The organism is Hyalangium minutum, assembly GCF_000737315.1.
Lineage (GTDB): Bacteria > Myxococcota > Myxococcia > Myxococcales > Myxococcaceae > Hyalangium > Hyalangium minutum.
In genome coordinates, this window is sequence record NZ_JMCB01000011.1 from 110,977 (window position 1) to 130,302 (window position 19,326).

18 protein-coding genes are annotated in these 19,326 nt (G+C 69.8%); 11 read left to right on the forward strand and 7 right to left on the reverse strand.

Annotation, left to right across the window (positions count from 1 at the left end):
- Positions 1 to 14 precede the first annotated feature (14 nt).
- Both DB31_RS26915 and DB31_RS26920 read left to right on the forward strand, forming a co-directional pair.
- Positions 15 to 956 (forward strand): fatty acid desaturase, encoded by a 942-nt coding sequence (locus DB31_RS26915; RefSeq protein ID WP_052420268.1) that lies wholly within the window; start codon positions 15 to 17, stop codon positions 954 to 956.
- On the forward strand, positions 957 to 1,595 hold the full coding sequence (locus DB31_RS26920) for a hypothetical protein (protein ID WP_044192758.1): 639 nt from the start codon (positions 957 to 959) through the stop codon (positions 1,593 to 1,595).
- A gap of 4 nt (positions 1,596 to 1,599) precedes the next feature.
- Here DB31_RS26920 and DB31_RS26925 read toward each other — a convergent pair whose 3' ends face one another.
- The 3 genes from DB31_RS26925 to DB31_RS26935 form a co-directional block, all read right to left on the reverse strand.
- Complete coding sequence (locus tag DB31_RS26925; RefSeq protein WP_044192759.1) at positions 1,600 to 1,995, reverse strand: STAS/SEC14 domain-containing protein; 396 nt, start codon at positions 1,993 to 1,995, stop codon at positions 1,600 to 1,602.
- A 101-nt stretch (positions 1,996 to 2,096) separates the two neighbouring features.
- Positions 2,097 to 2,600: a CinA family protein gene (locus tag DB31_RS26930; RefSeq protein WP_044192761.1), complete on the reverse strand. Its 504-nt coding sequence runs from the start codon at positions 2,598 to 2,600 to the stop codon at positions 2,097 to 2,099.
- Positions 2,597 to 3,715 (reverse strand): GRAS family protein, encoded by a 1,119-nt coding sequence (locus DB31_RS26935; protein ID WP_044192763.1) that lies wholly within the window; start codon positions 3,713 to 3,715, stop codon positions 2,597 to 2,599. Before DB31_RS26935 ends, DB31_RS26930 begins: the two co-directional genes overlap by 4 nt.
- A 267-nt stretch (positions 3,716 to 3,982) precedes the next feature.
- Here DB31_RS26935 and DB31_RS26940 point away from each other — a divergent pair, with 267 nt between their 5' ends.
- The 5 genes from DB31_RS26940 (at position 3,983) to DB31_RS26960 (ending at position 10,038) form a co-directional block, all read left to right on the forward strand.
- Entirely contained in the window at positions 3,983 to 4,450 is a 468-nt protein-coding gene (locus DB31_RS26940; RefSeq protein WP_052420269.1) for an FKBP-type peptidyl-prolyl cis-trans isomerase, read from the forward strand.
- Positions 4,451 to 4,667: 217 nt separating this feature from the next.
- Positions 4,668 to 7,010: a GAF domain-containing protein gene (locus tag DB31_RS26945; protein WP_205628574.1), complete on the forward strand. Its 2,343-nt coding sequence runs from the start codon at positions 4,668 to 4,670 to the stop codon at positions 7,008 to 7,010.
- A 227-nt stretch (positions 7,011 to 7,237) separates the two neighbouring features.
- Positions 7,238 to 7,747 carry a hypothetical protein gene (locus DB31_RS26950; RefSeq protein ID WP_044192765.1) on the forward strand — a complete coding sequence of 170 codons (510 nt, stop codon included), beginning with the start codon at positions 7,238 to 7,240 and terminating at the stop codon, positions 7,745 to 7,747.
- 69 nt (positions 7,748 to 7,816) lie between these two features.
- Positions 7,817 to 8,458: a DUF2378 family protein gene (locus tag DB31_RS45185; RefSeq protein WP_052420271.1), complete on the forward strand. Its 642-nt coding sequence runs from the start codon at positions 7,817 to 7,819 to the stop codon at positions 8,456 to 8,458.
- Positions 8,459 to 8,478: 20 nt separating this feature from the next.
- Positions 8,479 to 10,038, forward strand: coding sequence for an acyl-CoA synthetase (locus DB31_RS26960; RefSeq protein WP_044192766.1), 1,560 nt, complete (start codon positions 8,479 to 8,481; stop codon positions 10,036 to 10,038).
- Here the strand turns inward: DB31_RS26960 and orn are convergent.
- On the reverse strand, positions 10,035 to 10,595 hold the full coding sequence (gene orn, locus DB31_RS26965; RefSeq protein WP_044192767.1) for an oligoribonuclease: 561 nt from the start codon (positions 10,593 to 10,595) through the stop codon (positions 10,035 to 10,037). The two genes, DB31_RS26960 and orn, sit on opposite strands and share 4 nt — an antisense overlap.
- Before the next feature lie 56 nt (positions 10,596 to 10,651).
- Entirely contained in the window at positions 10,652 to 11,341 is a 690-nt protein-coding gene (locus DB31_RS26970) for a phosphoribosyltransferase (protein ID WP_044192769.1), read from the reverse strand.
- A 373-nt stretch (positions 11,342 to 11,714) separates the two neighbouring features.
- Between DB31_RS26970 and DB31_RS26975 the strand changes: the two genes are divergently transcribed.
- Positions 11,715 to 12,908 carry a cupin domain-containing protein gene (locus DB31_RS26975; RefSeq protein WP_052420272.1) on the forward strand — a complete coding sequence of 398 codons (1,194 nt, stop codon included), beginning with the start codon at positions 11,715 to 11,717 and terminating at the stop codon, positions 12,906 to 12,908.
- 46 nt (positions 12,909 to 12,954) lie between these two features.
- On the forward strand, positions 12,955 to 13,707 hold the full coding sequence (locus DB31_RS26980) for an enoyl-CoA hydratase (RefSeq protein ID WP_044192770.1): 753 nt from the start codon (positions 12,955 to 12,957) through the stop codon (positions 13,705 to 13,707).
- Positions 13,708 to 13,716: 9 nt separating this feature from the next.
- On the opposite strand, the gene DB31_RS26985 is transcribed toward DB31_RS26980, so the two are convergent.
- Both DB31_RS26985 and DB31_RS26990 read right to left on the reverse strand, forming a co-directional pair.
- Entirely contained in the window at positions 13,717 to 14,091 is a 375-nt protein-coding gene (locus DB31_RS26985; protein ID WP_044192771.1) for a hypothetical protein, read from the reverse strand.
- A gap of 146 nt (positions 14,092 to 14,237) precedes the next feature.
- On the reverse strand, positions 14,238 to 16,970 hold the full coding sequence (locus DB31_RS26990; protein WP_044192774.1) for a M1 family metallopeptidase: 2,733 nt from the start codon (positions 16,968 to 16,970) through the stop codon (positions 14,238 to 14,240).
- 98 nt (positions 16,971 to 17,068) lie between these two features.
- Between DB31_RS26990 and DB31_RS26995 the strand changes: the two genes are divergently transcribed.
- Positions 17,069 to 18,034: a lysophospholipid acyltransferase family protein gene (locus tag DB31_RS26995; RefSeq protein ID WP_044192994.1), complete on the forward strand. Its 966-nt coding sequence runs from the start codon at positions 17,069 to 17,071 to the stop codon at positions 18,032 to 18,034.
- 206 nt (positions 18,035 to 18,240) lie between these two features.
- Positions 18,241 to 19,296, forward strand: a complete 1,056-nt coding sequence (locus DB31_RS27000) for a hypothetical protein (RefSeq protein ID WP_044192775.1) — start codon at positions 18,241 to 18,243, stop codon at positions 19,294 to 19,296.
- Positions 19,297 to 19,326: the final 30 nt, after the last annotated feature.

The following is a 19,326-nucleotide window of genomic DNA, read 5'->3' on the forward strand; positions in this document are numbered from 1 at the left end:
CACCCGTCCGCCTCATGAGCTTCCTCGCCTCCGTCACCCGCTCCACGCTGCCGCCCCGCGTCCGGGTGCCGCCTGAGCTGCTGGTACGCCCCGAGCTGCCAGAGCTCGTGCGCCAGGCTCTCACCGAGTGGGGCCTCATCGCGGCTTGCTGGGTGGGCATGGCCTGGGTGCCCGCCGCCACGCCCCTGTTCGTGCTGCTCATCGCGGGCCGCATGCACGCCTTCGGCGTCATCCTCCACGACGCAGTGCACCTCTCCGTGCGTCGCAAGAGCCCGGGCATCTGGCTGCTGGAGTGTCTGGCGGGCTATCCCGTCGCCGCCACGTGGAACGCGATGCGTTATCACCACCTGCGCCACCACCACCATGAGGGCTCGTCGCTCGACGCTTACAGCCGGCCCAAGCCCGGGCCCTGGTGGCGCACGGTTCCGCTGGGGCTCGTGCTCATCCTCATCGTCCCCGGATGGACGGTGCGCGGCCTCATGGGCCTGCTGGCCTGGGCCGTGCCCGCGCTGCGCAACGTGTATGGCCGCGCCTTCCTCATGGACCGCTCCGGAGAGGACCTCATCCACAGCCCCGAGGTGCTCGCGTGCTCGCGCGCCGAGCTCGGCCAGGTGCTCCTCCAGCTCGGGGTGCTCGCCCTGGCGTGGCGCTGGCCGTACGCCGTGGGCGTAGGCTACGTGCTGCCCTTGATGGTGGCCTCCGCCGCCTGTGGGTACCGGCTCCTCGCCGAGCACACACCCCTGCGCGATCAGGGCCGCACGCTCCAGGGCATCCTCGCCTCCACGGCGGACCATGGCCTGGGGTGGCTCGGCCGGCTGCTGCTGGCGCCGCGCAACGTGGGCCTTCACATCGTCCACCACCTCCATCCCCAGGTGGCCGCGAGCCACCTGCCCCGGCTGCGCGCGTGGTACCTCCAGCACTACCCCGAGCACTACCCTCGCCCGCGCCGCTTCTGAATGCTCTCACCGCTCACCCGCACCCTCCTCGTGGTCCTGCTCGCCGTCTTCGCGGTGCTGGGCGTCCTCTTCCGCCGCCGGCAGAACCGCCAGGGCACGCGCGGGGGCCGCATCTCCCCGCCCAAGGTGGCGTGGCTCTTCTTCGCCCTCTATTTCTGGTTCGTCGTCTGCCCGGCGGTGGCGCTGGACCCGGCGGTGTCCTCCGCGGCGGGCTGGGTGCTCGGGCTGTTCGGCGCCTCCATGTGGCTCCGGGGCGCCGCGGAGATGTACCTGCTCTACGTCACCCGGAGCTGGCGCCCGCCGTACGGCATCGGCCATGACGTGCTGTGCATCGCCCTGGTGCTGGGCGGGCTGGCCTGGCACCACGAGCACTGGACCGGCGCACTCTCCTCCTCGGAGGTGTGGGCGCTGGCGCTCATGGGCCTGGTGCTGGCGAGCCTCGTCATCGAGATCGCCTACGCGGCCCTCTTTCACCACGCGGTGGAGGGGGCCACGACGGGCGAGGATGGCGTCTGGTTCGCCGACGAGGAGCAGGCCCGCTTCCGGCGCATCAACCGGCTCACGTTCGCCTTCAACGTGCCCATGTACGGCACGCTCGCGGCGCTGCTGGCGTGGGGGTTCGGGCTGGCCAGCCCCTGAGCCACTACCGCCGGGGGCTGGCGTCTTCCGGGTCGCCGTGGAGCAGCCAGCGGCGCGCCTCGGCCTCCTCCCAGAAGCGGCGGAGGATCTTGTCCGTGCCGCTCTCGCGCGCCACGCGGTTGAGCTGAAGGGCCACAATCTGGCTCTCGACCAGCTCCGCCACCCGCTTCACGCCGTTGCGCAGGCCGAACTCCTGGACATCGCGCAGCATGACCGCCGCCTCGGGCGAGGCAGGCTTGAAGGTGCGCATGTCCGCCTTGATGACGATCTCCCGGCCCTTGAGGCTCTCCGTCGCCTTCTTCAGCTCTTCCACGAAGCGCTGCATCTCCGACATGGGGATGTAGCCATCCACGACGAAATCGATGAGGGCATTCGTTCTATCAATCTGGATCTGGAACACCGCAGCTCCTCCCAGTCCTCCCACTCCAGGGCGGCACAGGATCACTCTAACACAGGGCACGGACGCACCACGTGCAAGGCGGGCGCCCTCTTGCCCCCTCTCTACGGGGTTTCCCCGAGCTGATCCAGGATCAACTCCATGCCCCGAAGCGCAGCACTTTGACGCACCGAGCCCCGGTCTCCCGGGAAAACATGCCGTTCAAGCACCACGGAGGCTGCTCCGCGCCGGGCCAGCGCCAGGAAAACGAGACCTACGGGCTTCGCGGGGGTTCCGCCTCCCGGGCCCGCGATGCCCGTCTCCGCGAGCACCAGCTCTACGGGCGCCCGGGCCAGCAGTCCCTCCGCCATGGCTTGGGCCACCTCGGCGCTCACGGCCCCGTGAGCCAGGAACAGCGAGGGGGACACCCCCAGCAGCTGTTCCTTGGACTCATTGGAGTAGGGAACCAGCGCCCGCTCCACCACGGCGGACGCACCGGGCACCTCCGTCAGGCTCGCGGAGATGAGCCCACCGGTAGAGGCCTCGGCCAGCGCCAGCTTGACCCCCGCGCCGCGGCAGCGCTCCAGGACGGCGCGGGCCCGCTCCCGCAGCTCGGGCGAGACGCTCACCCTGGACGCTCAGGCGTTCTGGCGGTGAGGACGCACACCAAGGGGATTCCCTGGTACTCCAGGCCGATGCACCCCGGCCGGCTGCGCGGCTTCACCGCCGGGTGCGCGTCCCCGCCCGAGCGCACCGGCCCATCCACCAACTCGAAGCCGGCGCGCTCCAGCCGCCCCAGCCACAGCTCCGTCAGCTCATGCCGCTCGAAGCGCCGCGCCTCCTCCTGGGTGCCGACGATGTCTTCAATCTCCCGGCTGAAGAACAGCTTCATCGCGTTCTTCTCCTGCCGGGAGATGTCCAGCTCCTCGATGAGCTGGAAGGTGAGGAAGAAGTGGCGCCAGCAGTTGTGGAAGCGCTCGCGGATGGGCGCCCGGTGGTGGTCCGAGTTGGGCTCGCACAGCACCACGCCCCGCGGCTCCCACCGGCGCAGCTGCTCGAAGAAGGCATCGCGCGGGTTCTGGCGGGTCTGCCGCTCGGCGATGTGGTGCAGCGCGAACGCTGCGTTCATGAAGCGCGCCCCGGGCAGGGCCCCCAGCATGGCCCAGTCCTCCTCACTCAGGTCCTCGGCCCCCTTGGGAATGCCGATGAAGCGCAGGACGACGCCCAGCCGCTGGGCCGCCATCGTCAGCGCGTCCTCCGCCCCGCGCAGCGAGTCCGCGGACGGCTCCACGCCGACGATGGTCATCTGCCGGGGCAAGGCGTTGGCCTCCGCCATGGAGTGCAGCAGCGCCACCTCCTGGCGGCCGCTGCCGATGCCCACGTCCACCAGCGTCACCACCTCGTGCCCGCGCATGAGCCCGAACAGCTGCTCGTTGGCGATGCTGCCCGCCAGGGACACGGTCGGCAAGCGCAGGGCCAGCAGGTTGAAGAGCTGAATCTGCGGCAGCTCGAAGCGCCGAAGGTAGAGGTTGAGCTCCCCAGCGGGTAAATCCCCGAAGCGGCGGGACAGCGCCGCCGAGAAGATGAGGTACTGCATGTCCTCGGGGTGGGAATCCACGTCCAGCCTCTCGTGAAGAGAAGCGAACGTTCGTCTCGCCTCATCCTGGTGGCCCGCAAGAGCAGCTTCGAGGCCCTGAGCGAGCAGCGTGAACTTCGGCGAGTTCAAATGATGTCTCCTCCGCACCCCCCCGGAAAAGCGAGCCCGGTAGTGCTCGCGAGTGAGGCTTCAGTGTACCCAGCAGGTCGCAATCTTTTGAAGGTGGGGGGTCGACCGACCCGTCAGGTCCTGAAGATCCGACACTCTGCGCGAAAGCCTTCCCCGTGGGTGCACAGTCACCCGTGGGCGCGGCACTGCCCACATCGGCGCTCCCTCGGCTTAGGCTTCCCTTGGGACTGCTTCTCCCACCTGCTTCCTTCACCGCGCCGCTGGCGCTTCCCCCCGAGGACTTACATGTTCCGTTCCCTGATGGTCTCCCTGCTCCTTCTGGTGTCGCTCGGCTGCGGCGACGAGAGCAGCTCGGGCTCCGGAGATCCGACACAGGTCACCTACGCGTCCGAGCTGGGCGTGGATCTCTCCACCATGGAGCGCCGGGAGAGTGGGCTCTACCTGCAGGACGTGCGCGCCGGGACCGGAGACACGGCCACACTCGGACGCCAGGTCACCGTGAACTACACGGGTTGGCTCCCCAACGGCACGCAGTTCGACAGCTCGAAGTCCGCGGGCCGCACTCCTTTCTCTTTTACGCCAGGTCAAGGCCGCGTCATCGCCGGCTGGGAGGAGGGCATCGTCGGGATGAAGGTGGGTGGGCTGCGCAAGCTCGTCATCCCCGCCTCGCTGGGTTATGGCGAGCAGGGCCGCGGCTCCATCCCGCCCAACTCGGTGCTCGTCTTCGACGTGGAGCTGCTCTCGGTCCCTTGAGCGCTCGCCCGCCCGGAGGCTGTGTAGGGAGTTTCATGCCACCCCTGGAGGTAGGCCCCGAATGAGGGAGGGAATCTCGCTGCTCCCCCCGTGGGTTGACCGGTACTCTCATGGACTCTCCCGCCTCCGTCTTCCGGTGGCGGGTCGGTATGCTGTAGAGCCCCGTCACCATGGAAAGGCTGGCCGCTTGGTTCCAGCGGAGTGGATGCGTGAAGCCATGAGACGGGTGCCGAAGGCCGGTACCTTCCTGCCCCGCCTTGCGGGCAGGCTGATGGAGGCCCCGGCGTCTCGTTGGGAGACGACGGACGAGTCCCGCCGCTCCACCCCCACGCGGGATAGCACCGAAGCCAGCGTCCTGCTGGTGGATGACAACCCCGCCAACCTGCTGGCGCTGGAGGCCATCCTGGCCCCCTTGGCCGTGCGGCTGGTCAAGGCCCAGTCGGGGGAGCAGGCACTCCGGCAGCTGCTCGGCGAGGACTTCGCCGTCATCCTCCTGGACGTGCAGATGGAGGGCCTGGACGGCTTCGAGACGGCGTCCCTCATCAAGCAGCGCGAGCGCACGCGCAACATCCCCATCATCTTCCTCACGGCCTACAGCAGCGACGAGCGGGACGTGAAGACGGGGTACGCCAGCGGCGCGGTGGACTACCTGCAGAAGCCCTTCTCGGCGGACGTGCTGCGCTCGAAGGTGGCCGTCTTCATCGAGCTGTTCCGGGCCCAGCAGCAGATCCGGCGGCAAGCGGAGTTGCTGCGCCAGCAGGAGGCCGACGCGCGCGAGGCCGCGCACCGGGCCGCCCACTACATCGCCCAGCTCCAGACGCTCTCCTCCCGGCTGGGCGAGGCCACCTCCGTGGAGCAGGTAATGACGGCCCTCTTCGAGAAGGGGCTGGCGCCGCTGGGCGCCACCGCAGGCGCCGTCTGCCTGCTGGATGCGAGCGGGCAGACGCTCGAGGCCGTCCAGTCCGTGGGGTACCGGGAGGAGATACTGAGGCGGTGGCGGCGCATGCCGCTCGACAGCCAGGTACCTCTCACCGACGCCGTGCTGCACGAGCGGCCCGTGTGGCTGGGCTCGCACGAGGACTGGCGGGCGCGCTACCCGGAGCAGGAGCCACAGGCTTCCAACAACGCCACCGCCGCCCTGCCGCTGCAGGTGAAGGGCCGGGTGCTGGGCGCCATCGGGCTGTCCTTCGGCCAGGAGCACCGCTTCAACGAGGACGACCGCGCCTTCTTCACCGCGGTGGCCCACGCCTGCGCGCAGGCCATCGACCGGGCCCAACTCTACGAAGAGGAGCAGCTGGCCAACGAGCGGGTGCGCGTCGCCGCCGCGCGCCTCCAGGTCCTGGCCGAGGCCTCGGATGCCTTCAGCGCGGCCAACCGGGACCTGCCCTCGCTGTTCGAGGCCATCACCCAGCAGGTGGTGCGCCACCTGGGCGACTCGTGCATCCTCACCCTGCGCGTGCCGGATCAGCAGCTGCTGGAGACCGTCTCCGTGCGCCACGTGGATGCGGCCCTCCAGGAGCGGATGTACCAGGCGCTGGCTGCCGCCCCCATCAAGCTCGGCGAGGGGCTCAACGGCCGCGTCGCGCAGACGGGGCAGGCTCAGTGGAGCGCCTCCACGAGCTTGGAAGAGCTGCGCGCCGAGAGCCAGCCAGAGTACTTCATCGCGCTCGAGCACATCCCCATCCACTCCTACCTCGCGGCGCCGCTGCGGGTGCAGGGCCGCGTCATCGGCACGATGTCCACGGCGCGCTCCACGCCGGGGCGCCCGTTCAGCCGCGAGGACCTGCGGCTCCTGGAAGAGCTGGCCAACAAGGCGGCGCTCTCCATCGAGAACGCCCGCCTCTTCCAGCAGCAGCAGCGGGACCAGGAGGAGCTGCGCCGCCGCACCGAGTTCGAGCAGCAGCTCATTGGCATCGTCTCGCACGACCTGCGCAACCCCCTGGGCGCCATCACCATGGCGGCGGGGCTGCTGCAGGCCAGCCCGGGGCTGAGCGACAGGCAGATGAAGGCGGCCCAGCGCATCGCCTCTTCGTGCGAGCGGGCCACACGGCTCATCCGCGACTTCTTGGACTTCACGCAGGCGCGCCTGGGCACAGGAATCCCGCTGAAGCGGCGGGCCATGGACCTGGACGAGGTGACGCGCCACGTGGTGGACGAGGTGCTGCAGGCGCACCCGGAGCGGCAGGTGCACGTGGAGTCCGGAGGCGACGTCCACGGTGAGTGGGATCCGGATCGCATCGCCCAGGTGCTCACCAACCTGGTGGGCAACGCCCTGGCCTACAGCCCGCCGGACACTCCCGTGCGCGTGAGGACGCACGGCGAGCCGGGCTTCGCCCTGCTGGAGATCCACAACGCGGGCACGCCCATCTCCCCGGAGATGCTCCCTCGCCTCTTCGAGCCGCTCACGCGAGGCACCCCCACCGCGGGGCAGCACAGCCGCAGCATCGGCCTGGGCCTCTACATCGTCCAGGAGATCGTCCGGGGCCACGGTGGCACCGTGGAGGTGGCCTCCTCTCAGGAACTGGGCACCACCTTCGCCGTGCGGCTGCGCCGCACCTGACCTGGTGGCTCGGAAATGAAGGACCGACTTTTCACGTCGGTCCTACACGCCACCATGTGCGGTCTTGTCGCCCCTCTTTCGCGGATCACGCCCGTCGTGAGAATTTCCACTGGCGTCCTGGCGCAACCGGTTGTCGGGTGAACAGAAGCCAGCCCTGGGCGGCTGCTTCTTCAATCCGACCACCGCCGCCGCGTCAGTCCGCGATCCGCCCACTTGGAGGGGTAAGGATGAACTCGCTCACCTTGGCCACGGAAGCTCAGGACCGCTCCTTCATCACGTACGCGCGCGTGCTGGCAACGCAGATCCTCTACCTCACTCCCATCTTCTGGCTGCTGGAGCTGACGCAGAACCAGCTGTTCCGAATCGTTCAGGGCGAGTGGGGCTGGGTGTATCCGGCCTCTCCGTACCACTGGTTCTCGTTCGCCAGCCTGATGATCTGGGCGATTGGCATCGGGCTGATGTGGACGCTGCACTACTACTGGTTCTACCCGAAGCGCATGCCGGTGTGGCGGCGGGTGGCCATTGGCACCGTCATCGCGTGGTCCGTGGAGTGGGCGGGCGGCTGGGTGTCGGCCAAGCTCCTGGGCTCGCCGCTGCAGGTGTGGCCGGGCTCGCCGCTGGTGTACGTGAGCTTCGGCGCCCTCTTCTTCTGGATGAGCAACATCGTCATCTACCACCTGCTCACGGTGAACGCGGTGGACCTGACGCCGGATTACGACGCACCTGCTGATACCTGAGCCGCTGCGCGCCTGAAGCCTCCCGCCTTCGTATCCCCCCGAAGTCCCCGGAGCACGAGCGTGCACGCCATGCCCCTCGAGACGTCCCGTCGTAAGGAGCCTGTGGCCTTCGATCAGCTGATGGAAGGCCTGCTGCTCCATGCCATGAAGGGCCGGCTGGACGCGGAGGCGCAGCGGAAGCTGCTGGCGCTCGGCGTGGACGTGAGCCGGCCGCTGGTGAGCGCCTATCCGCTGGCGACGCTCTTGGGGACGCTGAAGCTCTGCGCGGAGCTGCGCTACCCGGAGCTGCCCCGCGAGGAGGCACGCTTCCAGCTGGGGCGCCGGGCCTTGGAGGGCTTTGGCTCCACGCCCATGGGCAAGGCGCTCTTCGGCATGGCGCGCACGTGGGGCCCGCGCAGGATGCTGGGCCACATGACGCGCGTGTTCCAGACGGGCATCAACTTCGCGAAGGCCCGCTCGCAGGAGCTGCCCAACGGCGACGTGGAGGTGACGGTGGAGGTGCTGCCCGAGTACCGCGCCTCCATCCACCACCGGCCCGGGCTGGACCCCTACTTCATCCGCGGCATCATCACTCAGCTGATGGAAGTCTGCGGGTCGCGCGCGACCGTCACCTTGCTGCCCCCCAAGGATGCCGAGGGGCTCAGCTTCAGCTACCGCGCATCCATGGCCCAGGAGCCGAAGATGCCGGGGCCCCTGACGCGCGTGCAGTGAGCCGCTAGGCTCGCCGCGCCATGACGCCCTTCTGCCTCCTCCAGGTGTTCCTGGAGCACGCCCAGCGGACGCCGGACCGGCTCGCGCTCCTCTTCGGCGCCGAGCGCTACACCTACGGCGAGCTCGCCCGCCGCGTCACCGCCTTCGCCCAGGCGCTCCTGCGCCGGCAGCTGAAGCCGGGCGATCGCGTGGCGCTCTTCCTGGAGAACAGTCCTGAGTTCGTCATCGCCTACCTGGGCGTGCAGTACGCCCACGGCATCGTCGTGCTGGTGAACACGGCGTACCGGCAGGTGGAGCTGGACCACATCCTCACGGACTCGGGGGCGCGCGTCTGCATCACCGGCGCCTCGGGAGCCGCCGAGCTGGCCCCGCTGCTACCCGGGTTGCCCACGCTGGAGTGGCTCATCTCCGTGGAGCCGCCGGCCGTGGCGCTCCCCTCCTCGCTGCGGGTGGAGGCCTTTGACGCGCTGGCCTCGGAGCCTGCCACCCCAGAGCGCCACATGTCGGTGCCTGGGGACATCAATATCGCGGTGCTCGGGTACACCTCGGGGACCACGGGGCGCTCCAAGGGCGCCATGCTGCGGCAGAGCCACCTGCTCTCCAACATCCGCGCCGTCACCGAGGCGTGGCGGTGGACGGACGAGGACCGGCTGCTGCTCGCACTTCCGCTGTTCCACACGCACGGGCTCATGGTGGGGCTGCACGGCACGCTCTACACGGGCGCCAGCGTGGACCTGCGCCGCCGCTTCGTGGCCTCGGAGGTGCTGGAGACGCTGCGGGACGATCCCTCCATCACGATGTTCTTCGGTGTGCCCACCATGTACGGGCGGCTGCTGGAGGAATCCCGGCGCACGGGCCTCCGCCCCCGCCCCCTGCGGCTGATGGTGTCCGGCTCCGCGCCGCTCAGTCCGCAGCTCTTCCAGGACATCGAGGCCACGTTCGGCCAGCGCATCCTCGAGCGCTACGGGATGACCGAGACGATCATGAACACCACCAACCCCTACGAGGGCGAGCGGCGCCCGGGCACGGTGGGCATGCCCTTCCCCGGCCAGGAGGCGCGCATCGTGGATGTACGGACGCGCCAGCCGCTGCCGGACGGCGAGCTGGGCGAGATTGAAGTCCGCGGCCCCCACGTCTTCTCCGGCTACTGGCAGCGCGAGGAGGCCACGCGCGAGGCTTTTGATCCGGACGGGTGGTGGTTCCGCACGGGAGACCTGGGCCTCCGGGACCCGGACGGCTACTTCCACATCACCGGCCGAGCGCGAGAGCTGATCATCACCGGCGGCTTCAACGTCTACCCGCGCGAGGTGGAGGAAGTCCTCGCCACGTACCCGGGCGTGGCCGAGGTGGCGGTGCTGGGCATGCCGGATCCGGACTTCGGCGAGCAGGTGGTGGCCGTGGTGGTGCCCGCAGCCGGACAGCCCGCGCCCGAGGCACAGGCCCTGGTGGACTGGTGCAAGGACCGGCTGGCCAGCTTCAAGAAGCCCCGGCGCGTGGAGCTCGTGGACGCGCTCCCGCGCAACGCCCTGGGCAAGGTGCAAAAGCACATCCTGCGCGAGCGGCTCAGCGCTCCTGATTAGTCGAGCCGCCCCGGCATCGCCCGGAAGAACGTGTCGCGGTAGTAGGAGAGCTCGGTGATGCTCGAGCGCAGGTCCGCCAGCGCCGTGTGCCCCGAGGGGGGCTTGCGAGGCTCGTTGATGTCCGGGAACCACGCCCGCGTGAGCACCTTCAGGCTCGTCACATCCACCATCCGGTAGTGGAGGAAGCGCTCCAGCAGGGGCATGTAGCGAATCAGGAAGCGCCGGTCCGTGTGGATGGAGTTGCCACAGAGGATGCCCTCGCCCAGCACGCAGTGCTCGGCCACCAGCGCGGTGACCTCCCGCTCGGCGATGCGCAGCGAGGTGGTCGAGGACCTCACCTTCGCCGTGAGTCCATTCTTCGTGTGCATCTCCTTCACGACCGGCTCCATCCGCGCCAGCGCCTCCTCGGGCTGCCAGATGACGCGATCGATCTCCGCGATGGGACGCAGGTCGGGCCCAGTGATGATGACGCCAATCTCGATGATGGCGCAGGTCTCCGGGTCCAGACCCGTCATCTCCAGGTCCAGCCAGACAAAGCGCGGTTCAGATGAAATCATGGGGAGGCGACCCTACCACCAGATGGGCCCAGTGCCAGATGGACTCAGGCCCCTGCTCACATCCACTCGCCCGGCGCTCCGGGGACAGGCGCCTCGTGCCCGGGCTGAAGCTCGCGCGCCCGCTCCAGCAGCTGGCGGGTCTCCACGTCCGGCAGCGAGCGGAAGTCATCATACGCGTGTTCCACTGAGAGCAGTGACCACACGGGCTGGAGGCACAGCACCTCGTCCGCCTCCAGGCGCAGCCGCTCCAGTTCCTCCGCCGCGGCCACCGGAGCGGCCAGGATGAGGCGCCGCGGGTTCTGCCGCCGCAGGCCTCGGAGCGCCGCGCACGCCTGAAGCTCTCCCAGGGCGATGCCGTCCACCACGAGCAGCGCCGTGCCCACGCCCGCGCCGAGCCGGGGGTGAGCGCCGCGCAGCCGCTGGGCCTCGAGGGCTCCTTCCCCTGCCTCCGCGTCCATCCACCGCGTCATCTCCGAGGCCGGGGCCTCGACGGAGCGCACCAGCTCCGCGTTGAGGCAGAAGCCCTCGCCCTCGGCCATGGCGCCCAGCCGCGAGCCGGGCTGCCTGGGCACCTCCACGGCCCGTGACACCCAGAGCTCCAGGGGCAAGCCCAGGGCATGAGCCACCTCGTACGCCACGCGGACGCCTCCCCCGTTCATCCCAAACACCCGGGTGTCCTGGCCGCCGTAGCGCAGCAACAGCGTCGTCAGGCGTCTGCCCGCGTCCGCTCGGTCTCGAAAGCGCATGGGTCCCTCCGTGGAGCCAGTTCCCCTCCCCACGCTCCACATCTCTCCAAGGAAAAGCACGCTGCTGGCGCCTTGCGTCAAAGGAGCGGGCCATGGCTCTCCTGCCAGCCCGGCCCTGAACAGGGCAGCCGGGAGACTTCACGCCTCATACGCGGGTCGTGGGAATCGGATCACACGGCGACACTCAGCCTGTGCCAGCGGGCAGCCGTCCCAGGGCTTGTCAGCCTGCTGGGCGTGTGCACCTTGAGCAAGCCACAGCCCCTCTGCGCTGCACCCGGTCCCCTTTATGAGCCCTCCCTCCGCTGGTCTGGTCTCGCTCGAAATGGACACGGCACGGTCCTCTGGGACTGTTGAAGCCAGCAAGCCTCGCGCTGTGCTCGAGCCACTTGAGGCGAAACGCTCCGGCTCACCGCCCCCCTCCGCCGAGTCCGCCCTGGGGGAGCTTCACGCGCGGCTGGCCGCTCACTCCTTCTGGGACAACCGCTTGCTGTGCGCGTGCCGGCGCGGGGTGCTCACGCGCGAGGACTTTGGGTTCATCTTCTCGCAGTACGCGCTGTTCGTGCGCTCGAGCGCGCGCTTCGTCCACGCGGTGCTGTCTCAGTGCGAGAGCGAGCTGTGGTGCACCCGGCTGACGCAAGCGCTGTGGGAGCAGAGCGGTGTGCCGCCGTTGGAGAAGCGGCCTGCGGCGCTCTTCCGCCGCTTCCTGAGAGATGGGCTCGGGGTGGAGGAGGAGTCCATCCGCTTCCAGGATGCGGCCCGCTATCTCGTGCGCGAGTGCCTGGACGCATGCCTGCGCTCACCGCCCGCCGCGGCCAGCGCGTTCCTGGCGCTAGGGCTGGAGGCGCCGCTCGCGCGGATCTCCAGCGTCTTCATGGATGGGCTGTTGCAGACGGGCCTCTCCGAGCGGCACCTGGTCTTCTTCCACCGGAAGATGGAGGACGGCGAGTGGACGGGCCTGCTGGAGGAGTGGCTGCGCTCCCACGCGGAAGAGCCGGGCTGGTTCGAGCTGAGCCTGGGAGCGCTGGAGCGGGCGCTGACACTGCAAGAGCAGTTCTTCGAGAGCCTGTTCGAGGCCCTGCAGCACCACCGGCTCGGCCCGCTGCTGGGGCGGCTCCAGGCGCGGCAGCCGCTGGCGCCCGAGCGACCGGAGCCGCGCCATGTGCACCTGAGCAGCGTGTCCCAGGGGGTGCCGTTCTACCGCAACGCGCACGAACTGCGAGGCATTGACTGCACGGTGGACAAGGTGCCCTTCCCGGCGGAGGTGCTGGAGACGATGCTGGTGCGCGTGGCGCCGGGCCACCGCAGCGAGCCGCACGAGCATGCCTACGAGGCGCTGCTCACCGTGCTCTCGGGAACGGGGCGGGTGCGGGTGCGCGGCACGGAGGTGGACGTCAAACCCGGGGACGCCATCTTCATCCCGCGCTGGGCCTCGCACGAGGCGTGCGCCACGGGGACAGAGCCTCTGACGCTGTTACACGTGACGGACCACGGCTTCACGCGGCGCGCCCACGAGGAGGAACGGCTGCGCGCCGCGCGGCTCAAGAGCGCCACGGGCGTGGACCTTTAATCGAAGGCATGGCCCGCCGTGCTTCTGGGGGTTAGGCTGCGCGGCCATGTCCGAGACCCTTTTGACGCAGGATGCTGAGGGAGTCCGCACCCTCACCTTCAACCGCCCCGAGAAGAAGAACGCCTTCACCCATGCCATGTACGAGGCCGCCATCGAGGGCCTGTACCGCGCGAGCCTCGATGCCTCCGTGCGCGTCGTGGTGCTCACCGGCGCCGGCGGCACCTTCACCGCCGGCAATGACATTGGCGACTTCCTGGAGCGGCCCCCCACCGGCGAGGACAGCCCGGTGTTCCGCTTCCTGCGCATGCTCGTGAACTACGAGAAGCCCGTCGTCGCCGCGGTGGATGGGCCCGCGGTGGGCATCGGCACCACCCTGCTGCTGCACTGTGACTACGTGGTGGCCTCCGAGCGCGCCCGCTTCGTCATGCCCTTCATCAACCTGGGCGTGTGCCCCGAGGGCGCCTCAAGCCTCCTCCTGCCGCGCAACGCGGGCCTGACGCTGGCCTCCGAGCTGCTCATGTTCGGCGACCCGTTCGACGCCGCCACCGCCCAGCGCGCGGGCTTCGTCAACCGCGTGGTGCCCGACGCTCAGCTCCAAGAGGTGGCCTCCGAGCGCGCCCGTACCCTCGCCGCCAAGCCTCTGCAGGCGCTCAAAGTCACCAAGCGCCTGCTCCGCGAGCCGATCCGCGCCGAGGTCAACGCCGCCCTCATGCGCGAGGGCGCCGAGTTCGTGAAACGCCTCAACTCCGACGAGGCCCGCGAGGCCTTCATCGCCTTCATGAACCGCAAGAGCAAGTAGCCACGAGGCCTAGAAGTCGATGCGGAGCAGTGGAGCGTAGGGGTACACGCTGTGCGAGGAAGCATTCTCCGGCGCCGCATCCACCGTGGAGGTGAGCACCGGCAGCGGTCCGTTGCGCCTCACGGCCCCTGGCAGCACGTCCAGCTTCCAGCCTTCCTTCGTGTGGCGCAGGTACCCCACCACCTGCTGGCGTGCATCGCTCAACCCCTGCTCGGGGGTGGCGATGCGCTCCTGCTCCAGGGGCGTCAGCGCGTACGAGCGAGCCCCCGGAGCGTCAGCAAGAGCCGAAGCCGGGAGGAAGAGAAGGGCTCCAACGGAGGCCGCGGTCACAGCCACCAGCGCAGCCCAGAAGCGCACCGCAGCGGACGTCATGCTCGCAGCCATGGCTCGCGACCTCCTATAGAGAGAACACACAGGAGGCAGGGGAGGTTCCCGATGGCGGCCCGGCCGTGCTCCACGAAGAGCACTCGGGCTTCATTCCCACCCGGCTCCCGAGGCATGCGAGCGCGCCCCTGGAGCGAGCAACCACGTCACTGCGGCGCGGGTGCCTTCACCGGGCCCTTGGTCAGGAAGGCGTCGATGCTGGCGCTCTGCGCCTCCTTCTGGGCGATGCACAGGTCCATCGCCTCCAGCACCTGGGACAGGAAGCGAGGACCGGAGTCGGTACGGGCGGCGCGCGGGGTGAAGAAGGCCTCCACGTCCTTGCGGTGCTCCACGTCACAGAAGGCGCTGCCCACCATGGCCATCCGCGAGGAGAACTCCTCGGGCATCCGCGCGGCGAGCGCGTCGTAGTTCTCCTTCACGAAGCCGTACACCAGCTCGCGCGTGGCCGGCTCTTGCGACAGGCCGTACATGACCCACATCACCTCGCGCACGTCGTTGGCCGGATCCAGCACCATGGGCAGCAGCTGCTTCGCCACCTGAGGATCCTTCGCTCGGGCCAGGGCACCGAGCAGCTGCTGGCGCACCTTGCGCTCCGGCTCCTTCTTCCAGGCCTCGAGGAACTTCGGCGCGAGCTCCGCGCTCGCGCCCGACAAGGCCATCCCCAGCACCGCGAACGCGACGTCCTGAGAGATGGCCTTGTGGTCCACCAGCCACTTCGCGGTGAGCTTCTTCGACTCGGCCACCAGCTTCGGATCCTCTCCCGTGTGCCCCGCCAGGGAGATCAGCGTGGAGCGCAGCAGGCGGGTCTCCTCGTCCTCGCCCGGGCGCGGGGTGAGCCCCAGCTTCCGGGCACGCGGCCCGTACGTCTCCCGCAGGAAGCGCTTGTAGTCGGCGCGGCGCTGCTCGGACAGCATCCGCTCATCCACCACGTCCAGCAGATCGACGGAGGCGGTGAGCACCTGCCGGTCCGGATCGTCCGCGAAGCGGGCCGCCATCGCGAGCGCATCGCCCGCGGGCAGCGCCCCGGCCTTGGCCAGCGCGGACGAGTCCCCGAGCAGCGTCACCCGCTCGGCGCGCGACAGCTGCTTGTCCGCCACCGTCAGCAGCTTGCGCAGGGCATCCCCCGTCACCTCGGTACGGTAGTAGCCCACGCCCTCGGCGTTGGGGAAGATCCACGCGGGGCACTCCTTGGCCTCGGGCAGCAGCAGTTCGGCGCGCTCGGTCTCCAGCACCGTGCAGGCCCGGCCCGGGGTGCTGCCCGTGCCGTAGCGCACGCACAGCGGCACGTTCCAGGTGCGCGCCGCCTCGCCCTTGGAGCCCAGCGGCAGGTAGCGGCGCTGGCGCAGCTGCACCTTCGGCGTCTTGCCCGAGCAGTCCAGCGTGGCGGAGACGATGGGCGCACCGCCCTGATCCAGGAAGGTGCTCAGCACCTTGCCCACGTCCTTCCCGGCCTCGGCGGAGAGCGCCGCCAGGAAGTCATTCGCCGTGGCGTTGCCGCCCGCGTGCGCCTTCAGGTAGCGCTGGATGCCCCGGCGGAACACGTCCCGGCCCAGCCACTCCTCCGTCATGGCCAGCACCGCCGAGCCCTTGCCGTAGGTGATGCTGTCGAAGGCGGTGCGGATGTCGCCCGCGTTCTCGATGGGCTGGCGGATGCGCCGCGCCGTCACGAGGCTGTCGGACTCCAGCGCGTACGAGCGGTACTGCAGCCGCTGCACGGGCGCGTCCCACTTGGGCTGCCACGTCTCCACGATGCGCGGGGTGATCCACGAGGCAAACGACTCGTTGAGCCACAGGTCGTCCCACCACGCCAGGGTGACGAGGTTGCCGAACCACTGGTGCCCCAGCTCATGCACCTGGGTGCCGGCAAAGCCGCGCTGGCGGCTGGGGGTGTCCTCCGACTCCTTGGCCAGCAGCATCTCCGAGTTGAAGGTGATGAGCCCCGGGTGCTCCATGGCTCCGCCGAAGAGCGGCACCGCGATGGTGTCCAGCTTCTCGTACGGGTACGGGATGCCGAAGTACTCCTCGAGCTGGTGGAGGATCTCCGGCGTCACCTTCGCGGCATAGGCGGCCTCGGCGGCGCGGCCCTTGGGAGTGATGATGCGCGTGGGCACCTTGTTGCGGCCCGAGGGCGCGGCCTGGACGAACTCGAACGGGCCCACGCCCAGCGCGATGAGGTAGCTGGGCACCGGCTGGGTGCGCGCGAAGCGGTAGGTGCGGCCACCGTCCGGGCGGGCCTCCTCGGAGAGCACCGGCGTGTTCGTCACCGCCACGTTGCCCGCGGGCACCGTCATCGTCAGCTGCCAGGGTACCTTGAAGCCCGGCTCGTCGAAGCAGGGGAAGACGCGGCGGGCGCCCATGGGCTCGAACTGGGTGAAGAGGTACCAGTCCCCACGCTCCTGGGCGCGGAAGGCGCCCTCGAGCTCGCGCGTGGAGGCCACGGCCTCATAGGTGATGCGCAGGCTCGCCGGGCCCTTCGCCAGCGGGCGCGCCAGCGTGAAGCCGAGGAAGTTCTCATTGCCCGGCGCCGGCGTCAGCGCGATGGACGCGCCTCCCTGCGTCAGCGTGGCCTGCTTCACCGTGAGCGCCCGGCCGTTCAGCCAGATCACCGAGGTGGGCTCGGCCACATCGAGCGCCAGCTCCGCCACGCCCTGGAAGGTCTCGGCCTTGGGATCCAGGGTGAGCTCCACCGTGTAGCCCGTGGGGCGCACGGTGGTGGGCAAGCGCAACGTGGGCGCGGTGGGCGGAGTGGCGGGGGCCTCGGGAGCGGAGGCCTGCGCGGGCTGCTGCGCGGGAGTCTCCGATTCCGGGACGCTCTGACGGGCCCCACAGGCGCTCAACACACCCGCGAGGAGCAACGAAGAGAAGGAAGGAAGGCGCATGGTGGGGCGGTCTACTCCACTCCGGGCGGGCAAGGGAGCAACATCGCGTGTACCGGCGGCCTTGCCGGCCTGTCCGCTTCGGTGTGGAGTGCGCCGCCGTGTCTCCGCCCGCCACCGTGCCTGCCCCCACTGTCCACCCCATCCGGCTGACGTCCGCGCATCTGCGCCGCGTCATCGGCGAGCCGCCCGGTCCGCTCACCGGCTTCCTGGCCAACCTCGCGATGCGCCCCGTGTCTCGGCTGAGCTGGAATGCGCGCGAGCGCCTCGCTCGCTTCTTGGGTGGACTGGCCTACACGCTGGGCATCCGGCGACGCGTCGCATTGGAGAACCTGGCCATGGCGATGCCCGAGCGCTCGGAGGCGGAGCGGCACGCCATCGCCAAGGGCACGTACATCACCATGGCGCGCGTGGTGCTGGAGGCGCTGGCGGATCGCGACCGGCTGCCTCCGGGCTGGGAGCAGGAGGAAGTCGTCGGCCGCGAGGCGTGGCAGGCGCTCCAGGCGCACCTGGCCACCGGCAAGGGCGCACTGCTGGTGACAGCGCACTTCGGCAACTGGGAGCTGCTGGGCGAGGTGCTCATCCAGCGGGGCGTGCCGCTCAACGCGCTGGTGCGTCCGCTCAAGGGCGCGCTCAACATGCGCATCGCGGAGAACCGGGTGCGCGCGGGCGCCGGCCTCATCTATCCCCGCGGCGCGGTGCAGGAAATCACCGACGCCATCCACCGCGGCGAGAGCGTGTACATGCTCCTGGATCAGGCCATCCCGACGAAGGGTGTCTTCGTGCCGTTCTTCGGGAAGCTGGCCTCGACCACGCCGGCCATGGCGGTAGCGGCGCAGAAGACGGGCGTACCTGCCTGGGTGGTGATGGGCGTGCGCGACGGCCTGCGGATGCGCGTCCACATCGAGGGCCCCATCCATTCGCCTCCGCCCGAGGAGGGGAAGGATCCGGTCGTCGAGCACACCGCGCTCGTCACCGCGGGACTCGAGCGGGTCATCCGCCAGTACCCCGAGCAGTGGCTGTGGCTGCACCGCCGCTGGAAGTACGCGCCGCCCAGCGGCACGTGAGGGGTGAGTGCCCGCGCTGATGACCGCAAACACCAGGGTGGTGAGTGCCGTCATCGTCCCGCGCGACACGGAGCGGGACAGGGACAGAGACGCTTCTCGTAAGTGATGGATTTTCCAAGACGCGGGAGCGCAGGGGCGCGCCTCGGGCGTTGGCACACGTCCTGCTCTAGGTCCCCACATCACTCCTCGCCGTCTCGGAGTCCCCCATGGCTATCTCGTCCCTGAACCGCTCCTCCTTCTCTGCCCCGCTGTCGAGCCCCTCGGCCCTCAAGCCGGCCTCGGCTCCGGCTCGGAGCCTGGAGGGCATTCCGGCGCAGCAGCCGGGGAGCGGCCTGCGGCAGCGGATGATGATGGACTCCTTCGAGATGGGCCCGCGCAGCTCGCGCAAGATGGGCGAGGCCCTGGGCGCCAGCCCGGCGGGTGGATTCGAGAAGTCGCTGCAGGAGATGTCGCAGGCGCTCAACGCGCTCCTGCAGCAACTGAAGAGCCTGACGGGGCAGCAGCCCATGGACCAGGGCGCCACCGCGGGCGAGGCGGCGAAGGGCGTGGGCGGCGCGGCGGCACCGGCCTCCAGCGGCGCGCCTGCCGCTCCGGAGCAGGCTTCGGCCGTGAGCCCGTCCCAGAGCGCGGCCACCCCGGCTCACCCCACCTACAACAGTGACGCGGGCCCCGGGTTTGGCCCTCCGTCCGCCGGGTCCACCGAGCCGGCGCCGGCGGGGCAGCCGTGGCTGGCCAAGAACAACGTCGGCTCGCCGTACAACAGCAACATGCAGCTCATCGACCCGAGCCAGAAGGGCCAGTTCAAGTACACGAACACCTTCACCAACAACACGGACAAGCCGCAGACCATCACCCTCTGGAACAAGACGGGCGCGAACGGGAACCCGAACGACGGGCAGCACTTCGACAAGAGCGCCCCGAAGACGTTCACGCTGCAGCCCGGCCAGTCGCAGACGGTGGCGTTCGACACCAACAGCAGCGTGGCGTGGAGTGCGTCGAAGGACGGCACGGCCAAGGCGGGCGCCAACTATGGCCAGACCTGGGGTGAGGCAACGTTCGCGAACTCCGCCACGGGCTGGAGCGGCTACGACGTGAGCCAGATCAGCCCCGCGGGCCACAACGGCAACATGTCCATCTCGAACGAGGCCACGGGCGCCACCGTGACGCAGGCCAACGCCTGGCAGACGCCCTCGGATGATCCGGCGGGCAAGGACGTGGGCGTCCCCGCGGGCCCGCTGAACCTGAAGACGGTCCTGAGCTGAGTCGGACGGCAGCGCTTGGCCAGCTTCAGG

Bases quoted from the DNA above. Each gene is read 5' to 3' on its own strand.
- DB31_RS26950 (WP_044192765.1), top strand. From the start codon at position 7,238: ATGAACTCGCTCACCTTGGCCACGGAAGCTCAGGACCGCTCCTTCATC.
- DB31_RS26970 (WP_044192769.1), bottom strand. From the start codon at position 11,341: ATGCGCTTTCGAGACCGAGCGGACGCGGGCAGACGCCTGACGACGCTG.
- DB31_RS26990 (WP_044192774.1), bottom strand. From the start codon at position 16,970: ATGCGCCTTCCTTCCTTCTCTTCGTTGCTCCTCGCGGGTGTGTTGAGC.
- DB31_RS26985 (WP_044192771.1), bottom strand. From the start codon at position 14,091: ATGGCTGCGAGCATGACGTCCGCTGCGGTGCGCTTCTGGGCTGCGCTG.
- orn (WP_044192767.1), bottom strand. From the start codon at position 10,595: ATGATTTCATCTGAACCGCGCTTTGTCTGGCTGGACCTGGAGATGACG.
- DB31_RS26945 (WP_205628574.1), top strand. From the start codon at position 4,668: ATGAGACGGGTGCCGAAGGCCGGTACCTTCCTGCCCCGCCTTGCGGGC.
- DB31_RS26980 (WP_044192770.1), top strand. From the start codon at position 12,955: ATGTCCGAGACCCTTTTGACGCAGGATGCTGAGGGAGTCCGCACCCTC.
- DB31_RS27000 (WP_044192775.1), top strand. From the start codon at position 18,241: ATGGCTATCTCGTCCCTGAACCGCTCCTCCTTCTCTGCCCCGCTGTCG.
- DB31_RS26915 (WP_052420268.1), top strand. From the start codon at position 15: ATGAGCTTCCTCGCCTCCGTCACCCGCTCCACGCTGCCGCCCCGCGTC.
- DB31_RS26920 (WP_044192758.1), top strand. From the start codon at position 957: ATGCTCTCACCGCTCACCCGCACCCTCCTCGTGGTCCTGCTCGCCGTC.
- DB31_RS26960 (WP_044192766.1), top strand. From the start codon at position 8,479: ATGACGCCCTTCTGCCTCCTCCAGGTGTTCCTGGAGCACGCCCAGCGG.
- DB31_RS45185 (WP_052420271.1), top strand. From the start codon at position 7,817: ATGCCCCTCGAGACGTCCCGTCGTAAGGAGCCTGTGGCCTTCGATCAG.
- DB31_RS26940 (WP_052420269.1), top strand. From the start codon at position 3,983: ATGTTCCGTTCCCTGATGGTCTCCCTGCTCCTTCTGGTGTCGCTCGGC.